Genomic DNA, 18,094 nt, shown 5'->3' with positions numbered 1-18,094 from the left:
TAGCGGCCGGGCCAGTTCCATCCCGAGGCGTCAAAGAGGTTCCGGATGCTGAATTTCACGATCCGCCGAGTATTGCTGGCGATCCCGACCCTGCTGTTCATCTCGCTGGTGATCTTCCTGCTGCTGGAGGCTTCCCCCGGCGATCCCCTGGGCGATGTGCCGCTGACTGTACCCCCCGAGGTCAAGGAGAAGATGCGCGAGGCGCTCGGGCTCGGCAGGCCGTGGTTTATCCGCTACGTGTTATGGCTGAAGCAGTTCTTCTGGGTCGAGCCGCTTTACTGGACCGACCAGTTGCTGGGCACATATTTCAGCGACGGGATGCAGCGGGTCATCAGCTTCCAGTCGCGCAGCCCGGTCTTTGACGTGATCGCGCAGCGCGTGCCGCAGACGCTGACTGTGGTGGGCATGTCCTATATCGTCGGCGTGATGATCGCGATCCCGATCGGGATCCTGTCGGCCTACAAGCAATATAGCTGGTTCGACCAGATCGGCACCTTCGTCTCGATGGTCGGTTTCTCGATGCCGACCTTCTTTACCGGGGTGGTGCTGATCATCATCTTCGGGGTCAAGCTGCAATGGTTCCCATCGGTCTATGACACCACGCATGAGGTCCAGGACTGGGACAGCTTCCTCGTGCAGGTGCGGCAGATGATCATGCCGGTGACGGTTCTGGCACTGTATAACGCCGCGCAGATCAGCCGCTTCATGCGCGCCTCGATGCTGGACAATCTCGGGCAGGACTATGTCCGGACCGCCCGCGCCAAGGGGTTGGGAGAACGCAAGGTCGTGCTGAAACATGTCCTGCGCAACAGCCTGATCCCGGTGGTGACGGTCATCGCCCTCGGCCTGCCCACGGTCTTCGGCGGCGCGATCATCACCGAGCAGGTGTTCAAGGTGAACGGGTTGGGGCAGCTGCTCATCTCGTCCATCCACGCCAATGACATCCCGATGGTGCTGACGCTCACCTTCATCTTCGCCATCCTGATCGTCACATTCACCCTGATTGCCGATATTCTCTATGGCGTGCTGGACCCGAGGATTCGCTATGACTGAGACAGAACGCCAGCAACGGATGAATACCGAGGAACTGATCGAGGAAACCGCCGGGGCGGCAGCGGCCACAAGCGCCCTGCCCCCTGATGAACCGCAGGTCGCGGGTGGCGAAACCCGCAGCCAGTGGCGCGATGTCTGGCGGCAATTCCGCAGCCACCGGGGCGCCATGGTCGCGCTGGTGCTGTTCGTCGGGGTGCTGCTTTTCGTATCGGTGGGGCCGTGGCTCTGGACCATCGATCCGGGCTATGTCGATATCCGGGCCCGCAATACCGGCTTTACCGCAGCCCATCCCCTGGGCACCGATCAGCTTGGCCGCGACATGCTGGCCCGGCTGATGGCGGGCGGGCGCGTCTCGATCGCGGTGGGGCTGACGGCGATGCTGATCGCCATTTTCCTAGGCAGCACGATCGGGGTTCTGTCGGGCTATTTCCGCCGGCTCGACGCGCCGCTGATGCGGTTGACGGAACTGTTCCTGGCGCTGCCGCTGCTGCCGCTGCTGCTCTTGATGGTGACGCTGTTCCGCGAGCCGCTGTCGCAATCCTTCGGCCCGGCCATGGGCATCTTCTTGCTGATCGTTTCGGCCATCGGTGCGACAAGCTGGATGCAATCGGCCCGGATCGTGCGCGGCGATGTGCTGGGGCTGAAAGAGCGCGAATTCATCCTGGCCGCCAAATCCATTGGCACGCCGCCGCGCCGGATGATCCTGCGTCATGTCCTGCCCAATGTCCTGTCGCCGATCATGGTCGCCGCGACCCTTGGTATCGCCACCGCGATCATCACCGAAAGTGCGCTGAGCTTCCTGGGGCTGGGTTTCCCGCCGGATTTCCCGACCTGGGGGCGGCTGCTCTTTGATGCGGTAGACCAGATGGCGCTTTATCCCAGCAGGGTGATCCTGCCGGGGGTATTCATCTCGCTGACGGTGCTTTGCGTGAACTATATCGGCGACGGTCTGCGTGACGCGATGGATCCGCGGATCCGGGGGCGTTGAGGGGCTCTGCCCCGTCGCGCTTGCCGCGCGACTCCCCGGGATATTTGGATGAAGAAGAAGGGGCGCGGGAGAAGTTTCACCGCGCCCTTTCGTCATTTGCGGGGCTTGCCCCTGAACGTGTCCAGCCAGCGGCTAAAGCGGCCGCGGACCTCGGCGGCCTCGGAACTGACACGGTCGGTGGCATTGTCCCATGTGTCATCGACGGATTGGATCGCCGGATCGATGGTGCGCTGCCGGAACTGCGCCCACATGCGCCAGGCCAGCAAAAGCAGCAGGAAGAGCACGCCGAGGATGATCATGGCGGGCCAGTTGCGGGGGCGCTCATTGGGGCCGGACAGCGTGTCGATGGAGATGGCGTTCGGATAGGCGGTCAGCCACGGAATCCGCCATCCATAGGCGGTGATGCTGACCCATTGCGGATTGCCCGCGCCGGATTTCAGGTTGGTCGCCTCGGAATGCAGGTTGGCACTGTCATATTTGAGATAGGGCGGCCAGATCCAGCCGGTATCCTCGTTGCGATAGACGAAGACCTTGCCATTGGGCCGCACCGTATCGATGAAGCGGACATCGCGCTGGCCCGAGGCATTCTCGACCGTGCCGGTATCCTCGGAGGCGTAGAAGATCGCGTTGGACGAGGTAACCGAGGTCAGCCGGTTATAGGTATTGGTGATCCGCACCGTGTTCTTGGACGGCAACGCGTAGTCGAGGAACATGAAGACCGCGATTCCGAGCAGCACCCCGAGGACAAGCTTGATATAATACATGCGGCGGCTCCTACTGCCAGTTCACCCAATAGACGATCCCCATGATCGCCAGGTTCGGAATGATGAAAACCGCCCAGGTCAGCCTGACCTTCAGCGATTTCTCGTAACCGACCATCGATTTGCGGACGAACTCGTCCCGGGCCGGGCTGTCTCCGGTCCTGTCGGGATGGCGTTCGTCCCAGATTCGTTCCAGCTTTTCATACCGGAGCGACCGGATATAGATGCGGAGCAGGACGAAGAACAGCGCCTCGACCGCCAGCACGATCACGATCAGGCGGAAAAACTTGATCACCCCGCCCCTCCCGAAGCGCGGCCCCAGGGTCCGACCACTCCTTTCGACAGGCTGACACGCGGAATGCCCCATGGATCCGCAGAGGCGGGCGCGGGTTCCGGTTCCGCCATATCCGGTTCCGGGCCGAACAGCGCCTCGCGCGTGCCCTGCTTGTCCATGGCGTATTCGCGGGCCAGCATGTTCGCGACATAGGCGCGTTTGGCATCCGGCCAGTCCTGGTAGAGGCGATAGAAGAGCGGCTTATGGGTGATGAACAATTGCCGCACATCCTGTGGGGCCAGTTCCGAGAGCAGCCGGTTGACCAGGTCACGAGCCGGACCTGATGTTGCCCGGAGCGCATGGAAATAGGCGGGATCGCCGCTATCGATCACTGGCCAGTCGCCGCCCTGCTCGGCATAGCGTTGCAGCGCCGACAATCCCCGGATCTCGGCGGGCAGATCATCCCCCATCCGGGCGGCGGCGCGGCGCAATTCCGCCCTTGTGCCATTGCCGGTGTCGAGGCACAGCCAGACCGCAGCATCGGCGAGGATGAAATCGATCTTCTGGCGCAGGATCGCGGCGGCGTCGGCACCGCGCGCATTGATGATCGGCTCGGCCAGGGCATTTCGCGCCAGCCACGCCGCCAATGCGTGACGGTCCGAGATGGTCAGCGTCAGGAATCCCTCTACTTCGATCTCGTGATCCGGATCGGCGAAGATCACCGCCGGTTCCTGCGCCGAGCGGATGACATAGGTGCCGCCAAACCTGTCGGTCCAGAAATCCGGTACCTCGAAATCGGTATGGTCAAGGCGGATCGGGTGACGCAGCACATCGCCCGATTTCTTCGCCTGTTCGATCATCCGGGCGATCAGGACATCATCCCACCAGGCATCCGGGTCAGAGCGGAATTGCTCGATCATCGCGGTCAGCTTGTCGGCCTCGGCCACGTGGTTGCCAGTGGTATCGGCACTGACGCGAAGGTGGCGGATGGCCGGCAGATCGGCAGGGCTTCGCAATTGCCAGACCTGGTCGTCGATCTCGCCTATGACGGCGTCACGGGCGGTCAGGCTGAAAAGCTGGCTTTCGTTCTCGGTGATGAAGCGGCGCAGCACGTCGCGCAGGACCGACAGATCGGCATTCAGCATCGGCGCGGTCTTCTGCTCGGTCGTGAGCAGGATGAAATACCGATTTCCCCCGTCCGGGGCGAGGTAATCCATATCGCCAAGCTCGTCCCCGATCTCGGGCGAATAGCCCGAGATGTCGATATGGAACTCCGTCAAGGCGGTTTCCCGCCCGATCAGCTTTTTGAGCGCGCGATTATACAGACCTATCCAGGCAGACGAATCCACCCGGATCAGGTTGCCGAACATCAGGCCCTTCTCGATGAGGCGTTTCATGTCGCGCTGCCCCTTGTCACGTCAAGCTTCCCCCGCGAAACGCCGCTTGGCCTCTGCCATCCGCTCCATCCCGCGAACGGTTTCCTCGATGGCGGCCTCGTCGGCGCTGTCGGAATAACGCCATTCGCTATCGGCATAGCGGTTGATCTCCTGCACCACCATCTCTGTCGTGATCGGCTGACGCAAGGCTTCGATCATCTCCAGCTTGCACGCATAGGGCTGGTGCAGGAAGGGTTCGGGCGTCTCGAACCATTCGTCGGGCATGTCGAAATCCATCGCGCGGGCCTTGACCGCATCGGTGATGTTCTTGACCGCACGGCCGGTGAAACGCGGCTCGGCCATGGCGATGGCGTGCAGGTAACTGCCCAGTTCGGCCAATGTCTCCAGCTTGCCGAAATCGCGGGTGACCTCGTCGAAAACACGCGCCAGCCCCGCCTCGGCCGGGCGGGAATGGCCGGCATAGCTGTCCGCCACGGCCTTTTGCATCGCCTGCGCGCGCATCAGATCGTGATCGCCCACCGGGATCTGGTGACGCTTGCCCAGAAGCAGGGCGAGAATGTCGATATAATCGTCCTGCGTGATCGGCCCGTCGATCAGGAAGCGGGCGGCGGCGCGCTGGCGCAGGGCATCGTCGATATTCTCGGCATGGTTGCTGAACATCCCGAAGGTGCAATTGCCGCGCACCACCGTCGAGGCGCCGGCGAAAGCCTCCATCAACACGGCGGTGATCTCCTGCTGGCCCGACGAGAATTGCCGGTCGCCGCGCTTGCCCGCGATCTGGTCGATATCGTCAATGGTGCCGAAACCGATCGCCTTGGGATCGATCACCGCGTCGATGAAGGCGCGGGCATTCTGGCCGGATTTGCCTGGTAGCTGTCGATATTGTCCACCGACAGGTTGCGATAGCGAAAGGGATAGCCCGCGACCATGCAGTAATCATTGATCATCCCGGCCATCATCTGGATCAGCGTCGTCTTGCCGGTGCCGGGGCGGCCATCGCCCAGGAAGGTAAAGACAAAGCCGCCCAGTTCCACGAAAGGATTGCTCATCCGTTCGAAATCATAGGCGACGACCATCCGCGCCAGCCGCATCGCCTGATGCTTGGCGATGGCGTTGCCGATCACCTCTTCGGGTTTCTTGAAGGCCATGGTCAGGGCCGGGCCACGGGATTTCGTGGCCGGGGAGAAACCCGCGATGGGAAAATCATCCGCCTCGACACGCCAGCTTGCGCCGGTGAAGGCACCGATACGCGCCGCCGTCTCCCCCCGGGAGGCGGTGGCGGAAGACAGCGCCTCGGCCCAGCCCAGCACGGTGGCAATCAGCGTCTCGTCATCCTTTGCGTGGCGCGCGAGGTTCTGATCCAGTTCCCACAAGGCACCTTGCAGGGCGGCCAGCGGGTTATCGGTCAATACCTCGTCGCTGGTGATACCCTCGATACCATGCGATCCGGCATGTTCGGCCAGCAGGAAAGCCGCCGCATTGGCCATGACCGACAGCGCCGCCAGCGATTCCACCGCCAGCAATTCCGCGAATTCGCGGTGCCGGTCGGCGGGTAGGCGGCTTTCCAGATTGGTGCGCTTCAATTCCGCCGCACCCGACCGCGCCGCCACCTCACCGGCCACGGCAAGCGCGATGGCGATGGCGCGGCGCAGGGCGCGGGTTACGGTCGCGGCGGCAGGGGTCGGCAATTCGTCCCCACCGGCATCCTCGATCCGCTGGAGCAGTTGGGTGCCCTCTGCCCGCGCCGTGGAGCGCCCCGCAAGCCCCGGCGTGGTCGAGCGGAAACGGCGGGTCGTGCGTATCCCCGGAGACCGCTCGACCTGGGTTGCGGGGGCGGATTTGCCAAGGCGCGGCGCATGCTCGAACCCGGTCAGCAGCGACAGGGCCTGGGGGTAATGAGCCCGGATCTCGGCCTCGGGCAGTTCCATTTCGTTACGCGCGTCCATTCAATCCTCTCTCGACCAATGCCTGCCTGAACATGTCAATAATGCGTGTCAGCGATATCCGACCACCCGGCCATCCGGTCCGGGCACATATTTGCGGATCTCCCGAAAGCCCGCCGGGTCCAGCGCCGCCAGCGCCTGATAGGGCCGCTGCGGCAGGATCAGGGCACGGGTGGCGCTGGTCGCCCCCTGCCCCGCGCCATATGTATCCAACGGGTCGAGATGGAAAACCTGCCGCTCGACCACGCTGAAGAAGCCGCTGGATTCGACCGTCGCGCCCTTGGCCCGCAAATCCTCGACCGTCATCGCCATCGCCCAATCCTCACCCGTCGGAGCGCGGGCGTTTTCCAGCACCTGCCGGATCGGCCCTTCCTGCACGGTGAAACTGTGCGAATAGACCGGGCCAAGCACGATGCGGCGCAGCCGATGCGGATGCAGCCGGTCGAAATCGTGATCGAAGCCCTGCGCGATGGTCAGCAATTGCAGCGAGGTGACCGATTGCGCCAGCAGATGCGCCCGCACCTCGGGCCAGCGCTTGGCATCCTCGATCAGCGGGTGGCGGCCGGTATCGTCCACCTCCATCAGATACAGAACCGGCACGTTGAGCTGGCTGTCATAAACCGCCCAATGCAACAGCCAGCGCCGCCGCCCCCCTTCCTGCCCCGACAGCCAGAAACCCTGCGGATGCATCTGCGGCCAGAACAGCCCGCCCCTGGCGAGCGCCTCGTAATACAGCCGCTGCGACATGGCGTATTGCAGCCGGGTCGGGATGGACAATTCGCCGACGATCTCGCGGATCATCCTATCCTTGATGACCTGCGTATCCGCCGTGCGGGCCAGCTCCTCGCCTGCCTGGGCGGCATCGGCGGCGGTCTGTGCGATCTCGGACCAGACCGGCAGGCCGGATTCATGGATGTCGATGGTGACATGCTGCCTGAGCGGACCGTCGATCCGGTTCGAAATCAGGTATTTCATCGACAAGGCGTCGATGCTGGCCTTCAGCGCCGAGAGATAGCCGCCGATGACATCCGTTTCGATCCGGTTGAACAGCCGGTCGCGGACCATCTCGGCCAGCGCGGCGGGCAGCACGGTGGCGATCCGGCGCGTCTGGTCGAAAAAGGCCCGCGCGCTCGCCTCGTCATCGAAGCGGCGGTGGTCGGCGTCAAGATTGTCCGTCTCGGCCACTGCCTAGCCACCATACAGGTTGCTGTCATGCTTCTCGACGATCTGGGCGAAGCGGCGGGCAAAGCGTTCGTCTGCCTTGGCCTTCTCCTCCAGCACCTTGCGGGCGAAGACCATGTGATCGCCATGGGCCTCCAGCATGTCGGCCATGCGATCATTGGTGGCGGTGCCGATGGCGGCCATGGCGGCCTGCGCCTCCTGGTCGGTCTTGACGCCGATCTCGTTGATGCGATGGGCCACGTCCTGCTGCTGCGCGGTCTTGAGCGACTTGGTCAGCGCATCATACAGCACCACGCGCTGGCGCGTATCCGTCTGCAGCTTGTTGATCAGCACCATCTGCGTTGCCGCCTGGTTCTGCAAGCTGTCCACCCAGGTCTTGCCAGCCTCGATGTAACGTTCCAGCGTTTGCGACTTGGCCAGTGCGACCTGTTCTTCCTGCACCAATGCATTGTGATCCTTGTTGGCATTGGCCAGCTCGGTCTCGTAGCCGGTGCGTTCCGAGGCGTCGGTGGTCGAGGCGACCTTGTTCTCCAGCTCGATCAGCTTGGGATCCATCGCCGCGATCCGCTCGCGCAGGCTTTCCAGCGTCGCGACCACCTCCTCGCGCTCGGTCAGGGTCTGGCCCAGATTCGCCTCGACCTTGTCCTTCTGCTCGTTCAGCAACCCCAGTTGGCCTTCCAGCAGACGGGTGATCGTGTCGGACTTGGAAATCAGGTCCTGCAGCTTGTCGTCGATGCTGGCGGCGCGCAGACGTTCCTGCCGCATCGCCTCGGATTTGCCGCTGGCAAAGACGCCTACGAATTTCTCCCACCCGGTCTTGCTGCGCAGTTCGTCGAAATCCTTGGAAAAGCCGGATGTCACGTCATCCAGCCCCATGATGAGTTCGGCGATATTGGCGTTCATCGCGTCGGTATGGGCGTGAACGTCGGCCAGCGTGGCATTGGCCACATCCAGCGGCAGGTCCTTCACATCCGCCTTGGCGGTGGCGCGGTCCAGGACCCTGGACATCTCGGCGATCTTGCCCTGCGCCTCTGCCACCTGTTTCTGGCTGTCGGTAATCTGCTGTTCCAGCGATGCCATTTCAAATCTCCCAATTCAACTTGCGGGGATCTTAGGCCATCAGCCGCCACGCGCAAGCCCGGGATCGGTAAAGAGTGAATGATCCATATTGCCACCGGTTGACCATGCGCCTAGCCTTGCCCCATGAGCCGCCTCAAAGATGCCATCGACGACCGCCGCGACCAGCTGATCGCGCTGACGCAGGACCTGATCCGCATCCCGACGCTGAACCCGCCGGGACGCCATTACCGCGACATCTGCGACTATCTCGAAGCGCGCATGTCGCGGCAGGGATGGCGCTGCGAGATGATCCGCGCCCATGGCGCCCCCGGCGATTGCGAGGAATTTCCCCACTGGAACATCGTCGCGCGGCGGCAGGGTGCCAAGCCGGGCGATTTCGTGCATTTCAACAGCCATCACGACGTGGTCGAGATCGGCCATGGCTGGAGCCGCGATCCCTTCGGGGCGGAACTGGACGGCGATCGCATCTATGGCCGCGGCGCCTGCGACATGAAGGGCGGACTGGCGGCCAGCATCATCGCCGCCGAGGCCTTTGTCGCCACCCATCCCGACCATGCCGGCAGCGTCGAAATCAGTGCCACCGCGGACGAGGAATCCGGCGGCTATGGCGGCGTCGCCCATCTGGCGGAACTGGGCGCATTCGCCCATGTCGATCACGTCATCATCCCCGAGCCGCTGCACAAGGACCGCATCTGCCTTGGCCATCGCGGCGTCTGGTGGGCCGAGATCGAGACCCAGGGCCGCATCGCGCATGGCTCGATGCCTTTCCTGGGCGATTGCGCCGTCCGCCACATGGGCGCCGTGCTGGAGGAAATGGAGGCGGCGCTATGGCCACTGCTGGCCGGGAAACACACGGAAATGCCGGTGATCCCGGAAGGCGCGCGGTCCTCGACGCTGAACATCAATTCGATCCATGGCGGCGCGGTGGAACAGGCGGCGGATTATACCGGCCTGCCCGCCCCCTGCGTGCCCGACCGCTGCCGCATCGTGATCGACCGCCGTTTCCTGATCGAAGAGGATCTGGCCGAGGTCAAGGCCGAGATCGCCGCGCTCATGGAGCGGGTCAAGGCCCAACGCCCCAGTTTCCGCTACGAGATCCGCGATCTCTTCGAGGTCATCCCCTCGATGACCGACAAGGGGGCCCCGGTCGTGCGCACGACCGCCGCCGCGATCCAGGATGTCCTGGGGCGCGAGGCGGGCTATGTCGTCAGCCCCGGCACCTATGACCAGAAACATATCGACCGGATCGGCAAGCTGAAGAACTGCATCGCCTATGGGCCGGGCGTCCTGGATCTCGCGCATCAACCGGATGAGTGGATCGGCGTGCAGGACATGTCCGACAGCGCCAAGGTCATGGCGCTGGTATTGGAGGAACTGCTGACAGGGTCTTAGCCTGCCCGATGCGACAGGGGATCCTCCCCTCCGGCGCAAGACGCGCCGCATCCGGCTGAACCATCAGGCCCGGCGCGCGCCTTCTTCTTCATACCAATATCCTCGGGGGAGTCGCGCGGCACGCGCGGCGGGGGCAGACAGCCCCCTCTCGAACACAGAAGCAGAGGAATCAGTCCCGCTTGACCGTCTCGATATCCGGAGCGTCCACCGCCTTCATCCCGACGACATGATAACCGGCATCGACATGATGCGTCTCACCGGTCACGCCCGCCCCGAGATCCGACAGCAGGTACAGCGCCGAATTGCCGACATCCTCCTGGCTGACATTGCGGCGCAGGGGCGAGTTCAGCTCGTTCCACTTCATGATATAGCGGAAATCGCCGATCCCCGAGGCGGCGAGCGTCTTGATCGGCCCGGCCGAAATCGCGTTGACACGGATACCGTCCTTGCCGAAATCCTCGGCGAGATAACGGACACTGGCCTCCAGCGCGGCCTTGGCGACGCCCATCACGTTGTAATGCGGCATGACCCGTTCGGCGCCGTAATAGGTCAGCGTCACCATGCTGCCGCCATCGGGCATCATCGCCGCGGCGCGCCGGGCGACCGCGGTGAAGGAATAGACCGAGATATCCATGGTCATCAGGAAATTCTCGCGCGTGGTCTCGGCATAGCGGCCGCGCAATTGCTCCTTGTCGGAGAAACCGATCGCATGAACCAGGAAATCCAGCTTGCCCCATTCCTTGTTCAGCCGCTCGAACAGCGAATCGATGGAAGCGCCGTCGCCGACATCGCAAGGCAGGACAAGCTGCGATCCAAGTTGCGCAGCCAGGGGATCGACCCGCTTCTTCAGCGCCTCGCCCTGGTAGGAGAAGGCAAGCTCGGCTCCCGCACCGGCCAAAGCCCGGGCGATCCCCCATGCGATTGATTTGTCATTGGCCAGACCCATGATCAGGCCACGTTTTCCGGCCATCAGCCCGCTTGCATGTTCGCTTGACATGAGGCGTCCCTCGCGGTTTCAAATTGCCTTCCGTGCTTAGGCCAAAGGTCTGGCAGCATCAAGCGCAAGGAGGCGAAGATGGCTGATCGTGAGGGAATCTTTGCCGGGGATGACCCGTTTGCCATAATCCGCAGCTGGCTGGCCGAGGCCGAGGCCAGCGAACCGAACGATCCCAACGCCATCGCGCTTGCGACCGCCGATGCCGACGGGTTGCCGGATGTCCGCATGGTGCTGCTCAAGGATATCGACGGCGAAGGACTGGACGGATCTTTTGTTTTCTATACCAATTACGAAAGCGCCAAGGGGCAGCAGCTCGCGGTCAACAGCAAGGCCGCCTTCGTCATGCACTGGAAATCGCTGCGCCGCCAGATCCGGGTCCGCGGGACGGTCACCCGCGAAGACGGACCGCAGGCCGATGCCTATTACGCAAGCCGCGCCCTGCAAAGCAGGCTGGGGGCCTGGGCATCGGCGCAGTCGCGGCCCCTCGACAGCCGGGCCAGCCTGATGGCGGCAACGGCGAAACAGGGGCTTGTCCACGGCACCAATCCCCCCCGTCCGCCATTCTGGGGAGGCTTCCGCATCGCGCCCAGCCAGATCGAATTCTGGGCGGACGGGGCCTTCCGCCTGCATGACCGGTTTTGCTGGCGCAAGCAAAAAACCGCTTGGACGATTACCCGATTATCCCCCTGAACTTGACCAACCCGTTCAAACCGCGAAATATGAGTTGCGATATTCTGCCAAGAGTTGCAGAAACGTGATTTCAAAACATGGCGTTAGGCTGAAACAGCTTGGCGCGCGGTTGAAATCTGAAATCCATACATGTTGCGCGCAACTAGTGGCTGTGCGACAATCCTGCCAATGTCGCGGAAACGGTGTAGAATATGAAGACGGACGAGATGGAGAATATGCTTGTTTCGGGTTTGGTCAAATGGTTCGACCCGACCAAGGGATACGGTTTCATTGTAAATGACGACGGTGGCGCCGATATCCTTCTGCACGCCAATGTACTTCGCAATTTCGGCCGCAGCTCCGTGGCAGATCATTCGCGCGTCGTCGTGCAGGTTCAATCGACCACGCGCGGCCTGCAGGCCACGGAAGTGCTTGAGATCAACCCGCCCGAAGGCGACGGGACCCCGCCGATCGAGGATCTCGACGCCGATATCATCCGGCAGCTCGACTCGCTTCCGCTGCAACCCGCGCGCGTGAAATGGTTCGACAAGGCCAAGGGCTTCGGCTTTGCGAATATCTTCGGCCATTCCGACGACGTGTTCGTCCATATCGAGGTCCTGCGGCATTCCGGCTTCTCCGACCTGGTGCTGGGCGAGGCGATCGGCCTGCGTGTGGTCGAAGGCCCGCGGGGACTCATGGCCGCGCAGGTAACCAGTTGGGACAAGGCGATCCAGCCGGCGAATGTCGAGCTATTCCCAAGTTCCGCGCAACAGACCGACGATCTGCGGGACTGGGTCCTGTCGCGTGCGGCCGAATAGAACTACTGCCGCGCCGCTACCGCTCGCCTGCCTCATTGCATCGCTGGCATTTCACCTGCCAGCGGCAGCGGAGCCTTCTTTCGCCTGCGCCGATGATCGCGCGGCGATCCTGACCGGGCGCGGAATCGTCGATTTCGATGTCGAGATCGCCGACAGCTCCGAAGAACGGGCACGAGGCCTGATGTTCCGCAAGACGCTGCCTTCCGGCAGCGGCATGCTCTTCGTCTATGACAAGCCGCGGCAGGTTGCATTCTGGATGCGGAACACATTCATCCCGCTCGATCTGGTCTTCATGGATGCGACCGGAACGATTCGCCATATCCATCCGGATGCGCGTCCTTTCGACGAGACGCCCATACCGGGCGCGGTCACCGGGGATCCGCATCCCGAAAGACAGTTGATCCTGGAGATCGGCGGCGGCGAAGCCACCCGCCTTGGCCTGGCGCCGGGACAGCCGATGGCGACCTCGCAACTGGACCAGGAAAAGGCCGCCTGGCCCTGCGGTTAAAGCGGTTCCGGCACCCGGTATCGCCCCTTGAAATGCGCAATGGCCATGAACCGGAGTTCTTCCGTGATGCGATGGCAAGTTGTAGTGCGGCAGCCCTTCCCCCCGCCACGATGATCGGGTACAAGCACGCTCGTCGGGGCGTAGCGCAGCCTGGTAGCGCGACGGTTTTGGGTACCGTAGGTCGGAGGTTCGAATCCTCTCGCCCCGACCAGTTTCAGGATGGAAAGCGTCCGGAACCTTGCCTTTTCCGGCAAAGAACTCCCCCGATCCTGCTGGCGCGCCGGAGGTGGTCATTCGCGATGGGTTGCTCGAACGACTGCAGGCGGGGCTGATTTTGGCTGAAGGTCTGCCCTGGGCATTCCAATCAATACTCGTTGGCACCCTTGCCTGCCAGGATCCTGTCGTGGAATTTCGCGATGCGGTTCCGGCGTGTTTCCGGTCTCTTCGTGCCATTCAGGTTGATGACGTAACTCCGCTGTCGCCCCGGTGTGAGAGCATGGAACGCTTCGGCCAGTTCGGGATCGTCATCCAGCGCCTCCACCAGCTCTTCGGGCAGGTCCGGTGTGCTGGCGGTCTTCGGTGCTGTCCTGCCCTCCTCCGCGTAACCCTTGGCCTCGTCCAGATAGGCCCGGAGTGTCTGCTCCATCTTCGCGACCTGATCGGCACCGGTGAACCGGATCGTATCCGCGTGCTGCGTGTTCGGCCCCGGTTTTACCAGCACGTTCTCGGGGTCTTTCATGAGGGCCGCATTGAAGAAACCGAGAACGAAACTGTCCTGAAAGGCGCCGATGATGGCGATGTTGCGACCTGCGTGCCGAAAGCATGGATGCCCCCATCTGACAACCTCTTCCAGATCGGCGGACAGGCAGATGCCCCGCAGCTTTGCCAGTCCCGCCGCCCAGAGCTTTGTCGAACAGGCTTCGGTATCGAACCGGGCGCACCGCCCGCATCCCTTGGTGAAGTAATCCTCGACATCCTCGATCATGCGCGGCTCTTCCGAATGTAGGGCAAGGCGAAGAGGTAGAGACCGCTCACGAGCATCAGGAACAGTGGGGGGAGCGGCGTGTAATTGACCCATTCGGGTGCTGCGGGTCGGATATTGGCGATGGTGACCACGATCACCAGCGCGGTGAAGATGATCGACATCCAGCGGTGGAACTGGCGGATGAAATGGCTGATCTTCATGATTGATACCTCAAAATTTGCCGAGCGTGCGTTCGAGATTGACAAGGAAGGCCGCCCAGCCACCTTTCGCACCGCCGAGCGCCTGTTTCTGGTTGGGGCGGAAACCGGTCTGCTCCATCCTCAATCGCGTGCCTTCCGCCATGGGCTCCAGCGTGAAGGTGACGACGGTATCGACGTCAAAGGCGCTCCATGTATAGGAAAGGCTGTGCATGGGCCGCACCTCCAGCACCTGGCAATCGACCTCGCCCCATTCCGCCCGGAACTGGAACCGGTGATCCTGCTCCGCACGAAAGTCGTTTCTCATCAACCAGTCCGCGAGCAACTCCGGCTGCGTGAGCGCCCGCCAGACCCGCTCGGGTGGATGCGCGAATTCGCGCTCCACAACGACGCTGACGGTTTCGTTTTGCCCGCCGGTCATTGGTCCATCCGCTTCAGAAGGTCATCGAGGCGGTCGAACCTGACCTCCCAGAAACGAGTCATCTCGTCGGCCCATTCGACAAGCGGGCGCAGCGCACCGGCCTGCGCGGCATAGAGCGTCTCACGGCCCCGCTGCTGCCCCGCAACCAGTCCGGCACCCTTGAGCACAACGAGATGCTTGGACACGGCCGGCTGCGAAATCCCCGCGCGCTCGGTCAGTGCCCTGACGGTCTGTTCGCCTTCCAGGCACAGATGCTCGAACAGCCGCCGCCGTGTCGGGTCGCCCAGTGATTTGAAGAGTGTGTCGTTCTGAAGCATTGTCCATCCGATAGCCAGTTGTTCATGGAGGACATATAACCGAATGGCTATTAGTTGGTCAATAGTAGCTCTTCCTGCATCCCGGCCAGGGACAGGAGCGAGACGCTCGACGCCACGGAACCGCCTGCGCGACGGCGCCGGATCCGTCCCCTTGCCGAATCAACGATAGCGGATTCTCGCGCAGGGGCGGATTGCCGCACAGCAGAATTCGCTTATTCTGCGCTGGTTTTGCAAGGCCAGATCATGTCCCGACCATTCCGTCGCAAAGTCCTGTATATTCCGGGTTTCGATCCTGTCCCGCCCCGCCGCTACCGCGAACTGTTTCGCAAGGAATCAGCGGCGCAGGCGGCAATCTCCGGCTATGGGATCGAGATCGTGCCGCAATCGCAAAAGACCGGATTCGGCTGGCAATCCCGCGGCAGCTTCCCCGAGGGCCCGGCGGAGACGCGGTTCGAAGTGCTGGTCTGGGCCGATCTGGTCCAGGATTCGATGCGTCGCGGAATCATCGGGACATATGGGCAGCTTTTCACCACCGCATGGGCCTATATCGGCACGGGCGCGCTCTTCAGGCTGATGCGGCTTCGGCGCGGGCCGGTGCTGGCGGCGCTCTATCCGATCGTGGTGCTGCTGCTGCAAGCGCTGCTGGCCATCCTGATCGGAGTGCTGGCGGGCTGGCTGGTATCGCATCTGCTGGGCTGGTGGGGCGGGTTGCCGCTGGCGCTGGCGGTGATCTGGGGCGTCCTTCTGGGATTCCGGCGGCTCGATAATCGCCTCTTCGCCTATTACCTGATGCATGATTATGCCTTTACCGCCCAGCATCACGGCGCCTATCCCGCCGAATTGGAAACGCGGTTGGCGGAATTCGGTGACCGGCTGGCGGCAGCCTGAACGAGGATGTGGACGAGGTGCTGGTCGTCGGCCATTCCTCGGGTGCCTATCTGGCCGTGTCTCTGCTGGCCGATGTCATCAGGGCCGGGCGCTTGCCAGCGGATGGCCCCAGGCTGGCATTGCTGAGCCTTGGCCATGTCGTGCCGATGGCTTCTTTCCTGCCTCGGGCAGAGCGCCTGCATGACGATCTTGCCTATCTGTCGGAAAGGCCCGAGATTTTCTGGCTGGATGTCAGCGCGCCCGGTGACGCCTGCTGCTTCGGCCTTTGTGATCCCGTCGCGGTGACCGGGGTCGCGGGGCCAGAACAACGCTGGCCGCTGGTGATTTCCGCCGCCTTCACCCAGACCCTGTCCCCACAGCGCCGCAAGGCGATGCGCTGGCGCTGGTTCCGGCGGCATTTCCAGTATCTCTGCGCTTTCGACCACCCGCATGATTACGATTATTTCGCCATCACCGGAGGTCCGGTGCCATTGTCGGAACGTTTCGCGGACCGAGCCCCCTCGCCGGGCAGGATCACCCTCGCGGCTGGCCCGGGTGTCCGGAGATGAAGCCCCCAAAACCGGACAGCACCAGAGGGCGCGGCGGCCTTCTCCGCCTTGTTCGCGGGTTTCGGCGGGACCTGCTCTCTGCCCTGCCCGAACGATTCTACCGGGCCTGGATGGCCGAATATCGCAACCCGCTGATCCATAGTTTCGTCTGCAACGATCCCGGTCTGGTCAAGCTGATCCTGCAGGAACGCCCCGACGATTTTCCGAAATCCGACCGGCTGCGCGAGGGTCTGGCGCCGCTGCTCGGGGAATCCATCTTCGTGACCAATGGCGAGCAATGGAAGCATCAGCGCCGTATCATCGACCCCGCTTTCGAGGGCGGGCGGCTGCGGGAAAGCTTTCCCGCCATCTGGTCCGCCGCCGATGCCACGCTGGCGCGGCTGACCGAAGGCGAGATTGATATCGAGCCCGAGGCCAGCCATGCCGCCGCCGACGTGATCTTTCGCGCGCTGTTTTCCCTGCCGATCGAGCACGAGATCGCGTCGCGCGTCTTTCGCGCCTTCAGGGCGCATCAGGACGCACAGCCCATCGTGAACCTCGCGGCCCTGGTGCCCCTGCCCCGTTGGCTGCCGCGCCCGCATTCGGCGCGGACCCGGCGAACAGCCGCCGAGATACGCGGGCTGATCGAGAGCCTGGTTGCCCAGAGGATGGCCGCGATCGAGGCCGGTACCGCGCCGAACGACCTGGCGACCAAGATCATGACGACGCCGGATCCGCACACCGGGCACTGTTTCAGCGCCTCGGAAATGGTCGATCAGGTGGCGATCTTCTTTCTGGCCGGGCACGAAACCAGCGCCTCGACCCTTGGCTGGGCGCTGTGGCTGCTTGCCACCAATCCGGAATGGCAGGAACGCGTCGCCGCCGAGGGCCGCGCACTGCCCGGGGAGTTCAGCGCAATTTCGACGCTCAAGGTGACGCGGGCGGTCTTTCGCGAGGCGCTGCGCCTTTATCCGCCAGTGCCGATGATGGTGCGCGAGGCGACCCGGCCCGAGATTTTCCGGGAGCGCCGGGTTCCCAAGGGCGCGCAACTGGTGCTGTCCCCGTGGCATCTGCATCGCCATGAGCGGTTATGGCAGAGGCCCGACGATTTCGATCCCGGCAGATGGAAAACCCCCGAGGGCAAGGCCAGCGCCCGTGACGCCTTCATCCCGTTCTCGGCAGGCCAGCGGGTCTGCCCCGGTGCGGGTTTCGCGATGCTCGAAGGGGTCGTCATGCTGGCCCGGATCGTCGCGGCATTCCGCCTGTCACCGGGGCGCGTGCCCCCGGTTCCCGTTGCCCGCTTGACCGTTCGCGGCCGTGACGGCATCCTGATCCGGCTGGAGCGCCGCGAGGACAACGAATGAGCCGCGAGACCGTCAACCGCATCTGCGCCGCCCTGCCTGGGGCCGAGCATTCCGACCCCTGGGGCGGCGGGCATGATTGCTGGAAGGTCGGTGGCAAGATGTTCGCGGTGACCGGGGCCGTCGATCCTTCCGTTTCAGTCAAGACCGATGGAGTCGAGACGGCCGAAATGCTGATCGAGGCGGGGGTAGCAGAGCACGCCCGCTATCTGCATCGAAGCTGGGTCGCCCTGCCGCTGGACAGTTCCGAAGATGAGCTGCGCCACCGGATCGAAGCCAGTTATCACATCATTCGCAAGGCCTTGCCGAAGAAAATTCAGAACAATCTAGGTTGAT

General features: G+C 63.2%; 18 protein-coding genes, 1 tRNA gene and 2 pseudogenes. 10 read left to right on the top strand and 11 right to left on the bottom strand.

From position 1 onward, the window contains the following. The first annotated feature begins 45 nt into the window (after nucleotides 1-45). Both A7A09_RS15505 and A7A09_RS15500 read left to right on the top strand, forming a co-directional pair. Nucleotides 46-1,053, top strand: a complete 1,008-nt coding sequence (locus A7A09_RS15505) for an ABC transporter permease (protein ID WP_106692256.1) — start codon at nucleotides 46-48, stop codon at nucleotides 1,051-1,053. Next, nucleotides 1,046-2,041 (top strand): ABC transporter permease, encoded by a 996-nt coding sequence (locus A7A09_RS15500; protein ID WP_106692255.1) that lies wholly within the window; start codon nucleotides 1,046-1,048, stop codon nucleotides 2,039-2,041. The genes A7A09_RS15505 and A7A09_RS15500 overlap by 8 nt, the downstream gene beginning before the upstream one ends. 92 nt (nucleotides 2,042-2,133) lie before the next feature. Here the strand turns inward: A7A09_RS15500 and A7A09_RS15495 are convergent, their stop codons facing one another. The 6 genes and pseudogenes from A7A09_RS15495 to A7A09_RS15470 all read right to left on the bottom strand — a co-directional run bounded on the left by A7A09_RS15495 (nucleotide 2,134) and on the right by A7A09_RS15470 (nucleotide 8,678). After that, on the bottom strand, nucleotides 2,134-2,805 hold the full coding sequence (locus tag A7A09_RS15495) for a DUF1523 family protein (RefSeq protein WP_106692254.1): 672 nt from the start codon (nucleotides 2,803-2,805) through the stop codon (nucleotides 2,134-2,136). 10 nt (nucleotides 2,806-2,815) lie between these two features. Then, nucleotides 2,816-3,097, bottom strand: coding sequence for a hypothetical protein (locus A7A09_RS15490; protein WP_106692253.1), 282 nt, complete (start codon nucleotides 3,095-3,097; stop codon nucleotides 2,816-2,818). Further along, entirely contained in the window at nucleotides 3,094-4,473 is a 1,380-nt protein-coding gene (locus tag A7A09_RS15485; RefSeq protein WP_106692252.1) for a DUF6638 family protein, read from the bottom strand. Before A7A09_RS15485 ends, A7A09_RS15490 begins: the two co-directional genes overlap by 4 nt. Before the next feature lie 21 nt (nucleotides 4,474-4,494). Beyond that, nucleotides 4,495-6,419, bottom strand: a pseudogene (locus A7A09_RS15480) (AAA family ATPase). Nucleotides 6,420-6,467: 48 nt separating this feature from the next. Continuing rightward, complete coding sequence (locus A7A09_RS15475) at nucleotides 6,468-7,601, bottom strand: hypothetical protein (RefSeq protein WP_106692251.1); 1,134 nt, start codon at nucleotides 7,599-7,601, stop codon at nucleotides 6,468-6,470. 3 nt (nucleotides 7,602-7,604) lie between these two features. Beyond that, the gene (locus A7A09_RS15470) at nucleotides 7,605-8,678 is read right to left on the bottom strand and encodes a hypothetical protein (protein ID WP_106692250.1); all 1,074 of its coding nucleotides are present in this window, start codon (nucleotides 8,676-8,678) and stop codon (nucleotides 7,605-7,607) included. Between the two features lie 123 nt (nucleotides 8,679-8,801). Here A7A09_RS15470 and A7A09_RS15465 point away from each other — a divergent pair, with 123 nt between their 5' ends. After that, nucleotides 8,802-10,070 carry an acetylornithine deacetylase/succinyl-diaminopimelate desuccinylase family protein gene (locus A7A09_RS15465; protein ID WP_106692249.1) on the top strand — a complete coding sequence of 423 codons (1,269 nt, stop codon included), beginning with the start codon at nucleotides 8,802-8,804 and terminating at the stop codon, nucleotides 10,068-10,070. Nucleotides 10,071-10,239: 169 nt separating this feature from the next. On the opposite strand, the gene fabI is transcribed toward A7A09_RS15465, so the two are convergent. Beyond that, complete coding sequence (fabI, locus tag A7A09_RS15460) at nucleotides 10,240-11,067, bottom strand: enoyl-ACP reductase FabI (RefSeq protein ID WP_106692248.1); 828 nt, start codon at nucleotides 11,065-11,067, stop codon at nucleotides 10,240-10,242. A gap of 78 nt (nucleotides 11,068-11,145) precedes the next feature. Between fabI and pdxH the strand changes: the two genes are divergently transcribed. The 4 genes from pdxH to A7A09_RS15440 all read left to right on the top strand — a co-directional run bounded on the left by pdxH (nucleotide 11,146) and on the right by A7A09_RS15440 (nucleotide 13,273). Further along, nucleotides 11,146-11,757, top strand: coding sequence for a pyridoxamine 5'-phosphate oxidase (gene pdxH / locus A7A09_RS15455; RefSeq protein WP_106692247.1), 612 nt, complete (start codon nucleotides 11,146-11,148; stop codon nucleotides 11,755-11,757). Nucleotides 11,758-11,948: 191 nt separating this feature from the next. After that, on the top strand, nucleotides 11,949-12,554 hold the full coding sequence (locus tag A7A09_RS15450; RefSeq protein ID WP_106692246.1) for a cold-shock protein: 606 nt from the start codon (nucleotides 11,949-11,951) through the stop codon (nucleotides 12,552-12,554). After that, entirely contained in the window at nucleotides 12,541-13,062 is a 522-nt protein-coding gene (locus A7A09_RS15445; RefSeq protein WP_245999388.1) for a DUF192 domain-containing protein, read from the top strand. Before A7A09_RS15450 ends, A7A09_RS15445 begins: the two co-directional genes overlap by 14 nt. Nucleotides 13,063-13,196: 134 nt before the next feature. Next, nucleotides 13,197-13,273 (top strand) — tRNA-Pro (locus tag A7A09_RS15440). A gap of 153 nt (nucleotides 13,274-13,426) precedes the next feature. Here A7A09_RS15440 and A7A09_RS15435 read toward each other — a convergent pair. The 4 genes from A7A09_RS15435 to A7A09_RS15420 are packed head-to-tail and all read right to left on the bottom strand — an operon-like array spanning nucleotide 13,427 to nucleotide 14,982. Then, a complete protein-coding gene (locus A7A09_RS15435) occupies nucleotides 13,427-14,047 on the bottom strand; it encodes a YdeI/OmpD-associated family protein (RefSeq protein WP_106692244.1) in 621 nt (206 codons plus the stop codon). Beyond that, a complete protein-coding gene (locus tag A7A09_RS15430; RefSeq protein WP_106692243.1) occupies nucleotides 14,044-14,247 on the bottom strand; it encodes a hypothetical protein in 204 nt (67 codons plus the stop codon). The genes A7A09_RS15435 and A7A09_RS15430 overlap by 4 nt, the downstream gene beginning before the upstream one ends. Nucleotides 14,248-14,257: 10 nt before the next feature. Beyond that, complete coding sequence (locus A7A09_RS15425) at nucleotides 14,258-14,665, bottom strand: SRPBCC family protein (protein ID WP_106692242.1); 408 nt, start codon at nucleotides 14,663-14,665, stop codon at nucleotides 14,258-14,260. Further along, nucleotides 14,662-14,982 carry an ArsR/SmtB family transcription factor gene (locus A7A09_RS15420; protein WP_106692241.1) on the bottom strand — a complete coding sequence of 107 codons (321 nt, stop codon included), beginning with the start codon at nucleotides 14,980-14,982 and terminating at the stop codon, nucleotides 14,662-14,664. The genes A7A09_RS15425 and A7A09_RS15420 overlap by 4 nt, the downstream gene beginning before the upstream one ends. A gap of 243 nt (nucleotides 14,983-15,225) precedes the next feature. On the opposite strand from A7A09_RS15420, the pseudogene A7A09_RS15415 reads away from it, so the two are divergent. From A7A09_RS15415 to A7A09_RS15405, 3 genes and pseudogenes are all read left to right on the top strand, one after another. After that, a pseudogene (locus tag A7A09_RS15415) lies at nucleotides 15,226-16,418 on the top strand (hypothetical protein). Further along, nucleotides 16,415-17,761: a cytochrome P450 gene (locus A7A09_RS15410; protein ID WP_106692240.1), complete on the top strand. Its 1,347-nt coding sequence runs from the start codon at nucleotides 16,415-16,417 to the stop codon at nucleotides 17,759-17,761. The pseudogene A7A09_RS15415 and the gene A7A09_RS15410 overlap by 4 nt, the downstream one beginning before the upstream one ends. Then, nucleotides 17,758-18,093: an MmcQ/YjbR family DNA-binding protein gene (locus A7A09_RS15405; RefSeq protein ID WP_106692239.1), complete on the top strand. Its 336-nt coding sequence runs from the start codon at nucleotides 17,758-17,760 to the stop codon at nucleotides 18,091-18,093. The genes A7A09_RS15410 and A7A09_RS15405 overlap by 4 nt, the downstream gene beginning before the upstream one ends. Nucleotide 18,094 lies beyond the last annotated feature (1 nt).

This window comes from Paracoccus methylarcula (assembly GCF_003007735.2).
GTDB classification, from domain to species: domain Bacteria; phylum Pseudomonadota; class Alphaproteobacteria; order Rhodobacterales; family Rhodobacteraceae; genus Paracoccus; species Paracoccus methylarcula.
Note: the sequence above shows the minus strand (reverse complement) of the source record. Positions and strands in the feature narration are given on the sequence as shown.

Excerpts from the sequence above, each read along its gene's own strand:
- A7A09_RS15505 (WP_106692256.1), top strand. The coding sequence starts at position 46 with ATGCTGAATTTCACGATCCGCCGAGTATTGCTGGCGATCCCGACCCTG.
- A7A09_RS15500 (WP_106692255.1), top strand. The coding sequence starts at position 1,046 with ATGACTGAGACAGAACGCCAGCAACGGATGAATACCGAGGAACTGATC.
- A7A09_RS15495 (WP_106692254.1), bottom strand. The coding sequence starts at position 2,805 with ATGTATTATATCAAGCTTGTCCTCGGGGTGCTGCTCGGAATCGCGGTC.
- A7A09_RS15485 (WP_106692252.1), bottom strand. The coding sequence starts at position 4,473 with ATGAAACGCCTCATCGAGAAGGGCCTGATGTTCGGCAACCTGATCCGG.
- A7A09_RS15470 (WP_106692250.1), bottom strand. The coding sequence starts at position 8,678 with ATGGCATCGCTGGAACAGCAGATTACCGACAGCCAGAAACAGGTGGCA.
- A7A09_RS15465 (WP_106692249.1), top strand. The coding sequence starts at position 8,802 with ATGAGCCGCCTCAAAGATGCCATCGACGACCGCCGCGACCAGCTGATC.
- fabI (WP_106692248.1), bottom strand. The coding sequence starts at position 11,067 with ATGTCAAGCGAACATGCAAGCGGGCTGATGGCCGGAAAACGTGGCCTG.
- pdxH (WP_106692247.1), top strand. The coding sequence starts at position 11,146 with ATGGCTGATCGTGAGGGAATCTTTGCCGGGGATGACCCGTTTGCCATA.
- A7A09_RS15450 (WP_106692246.1), top strand. The coding sequence starts at position 11,949 with ATGAAGACGGACGAGATGGAGAATATGCTTGTTTCGGGTTTGGTCAAA.
- A7A09_RS15435 (WP_106692244.1), bottom strand. The coding sequence starts at position 14,047 with ATGATCGAGGATGTCGAGGATTACTTCACCAAGGGATGCGGGCGGTGC.
- A7A09_RS15430 (WP_106692243.1), bottom strand. The coding sequence starts at position 14,247 with ATGAAGATCAGCCATTTCATCCGCCAGTTCCACCGCTGGATGTCGATC.
- A7A09_RS15425 (WP_106692242.1), bottom strand. The coding sequence starts at position 14,665 with ATGACCGGCGGGCAAAACGAAACCGTCAGCGTCGTTGTGGAGCGCGAA.
- A7A09_RS15420 (WP_106692241.1), bottom strand. The coding sequence starts at position 14,982 with ATGCTTCAGAACGACACACTCTTCAAATCACTGGGCGACCCGACACGG.
- A7A09_RS15410 (WP_106692240.1), top strand. The coding sequence starts at position 16,415 with ATGAAGCCCCCAAAACCGGACAGCACCAGAGGGCGCGGCGGCCTTCTC.
- A7A09_RS15405 (WP_106692239.1), top strand. The coding sequence starts at position 17,758 with ATGAGCCGCGAGACCGTCAACCGCATCTGCGCCGCCCTGCCTGGGGCC.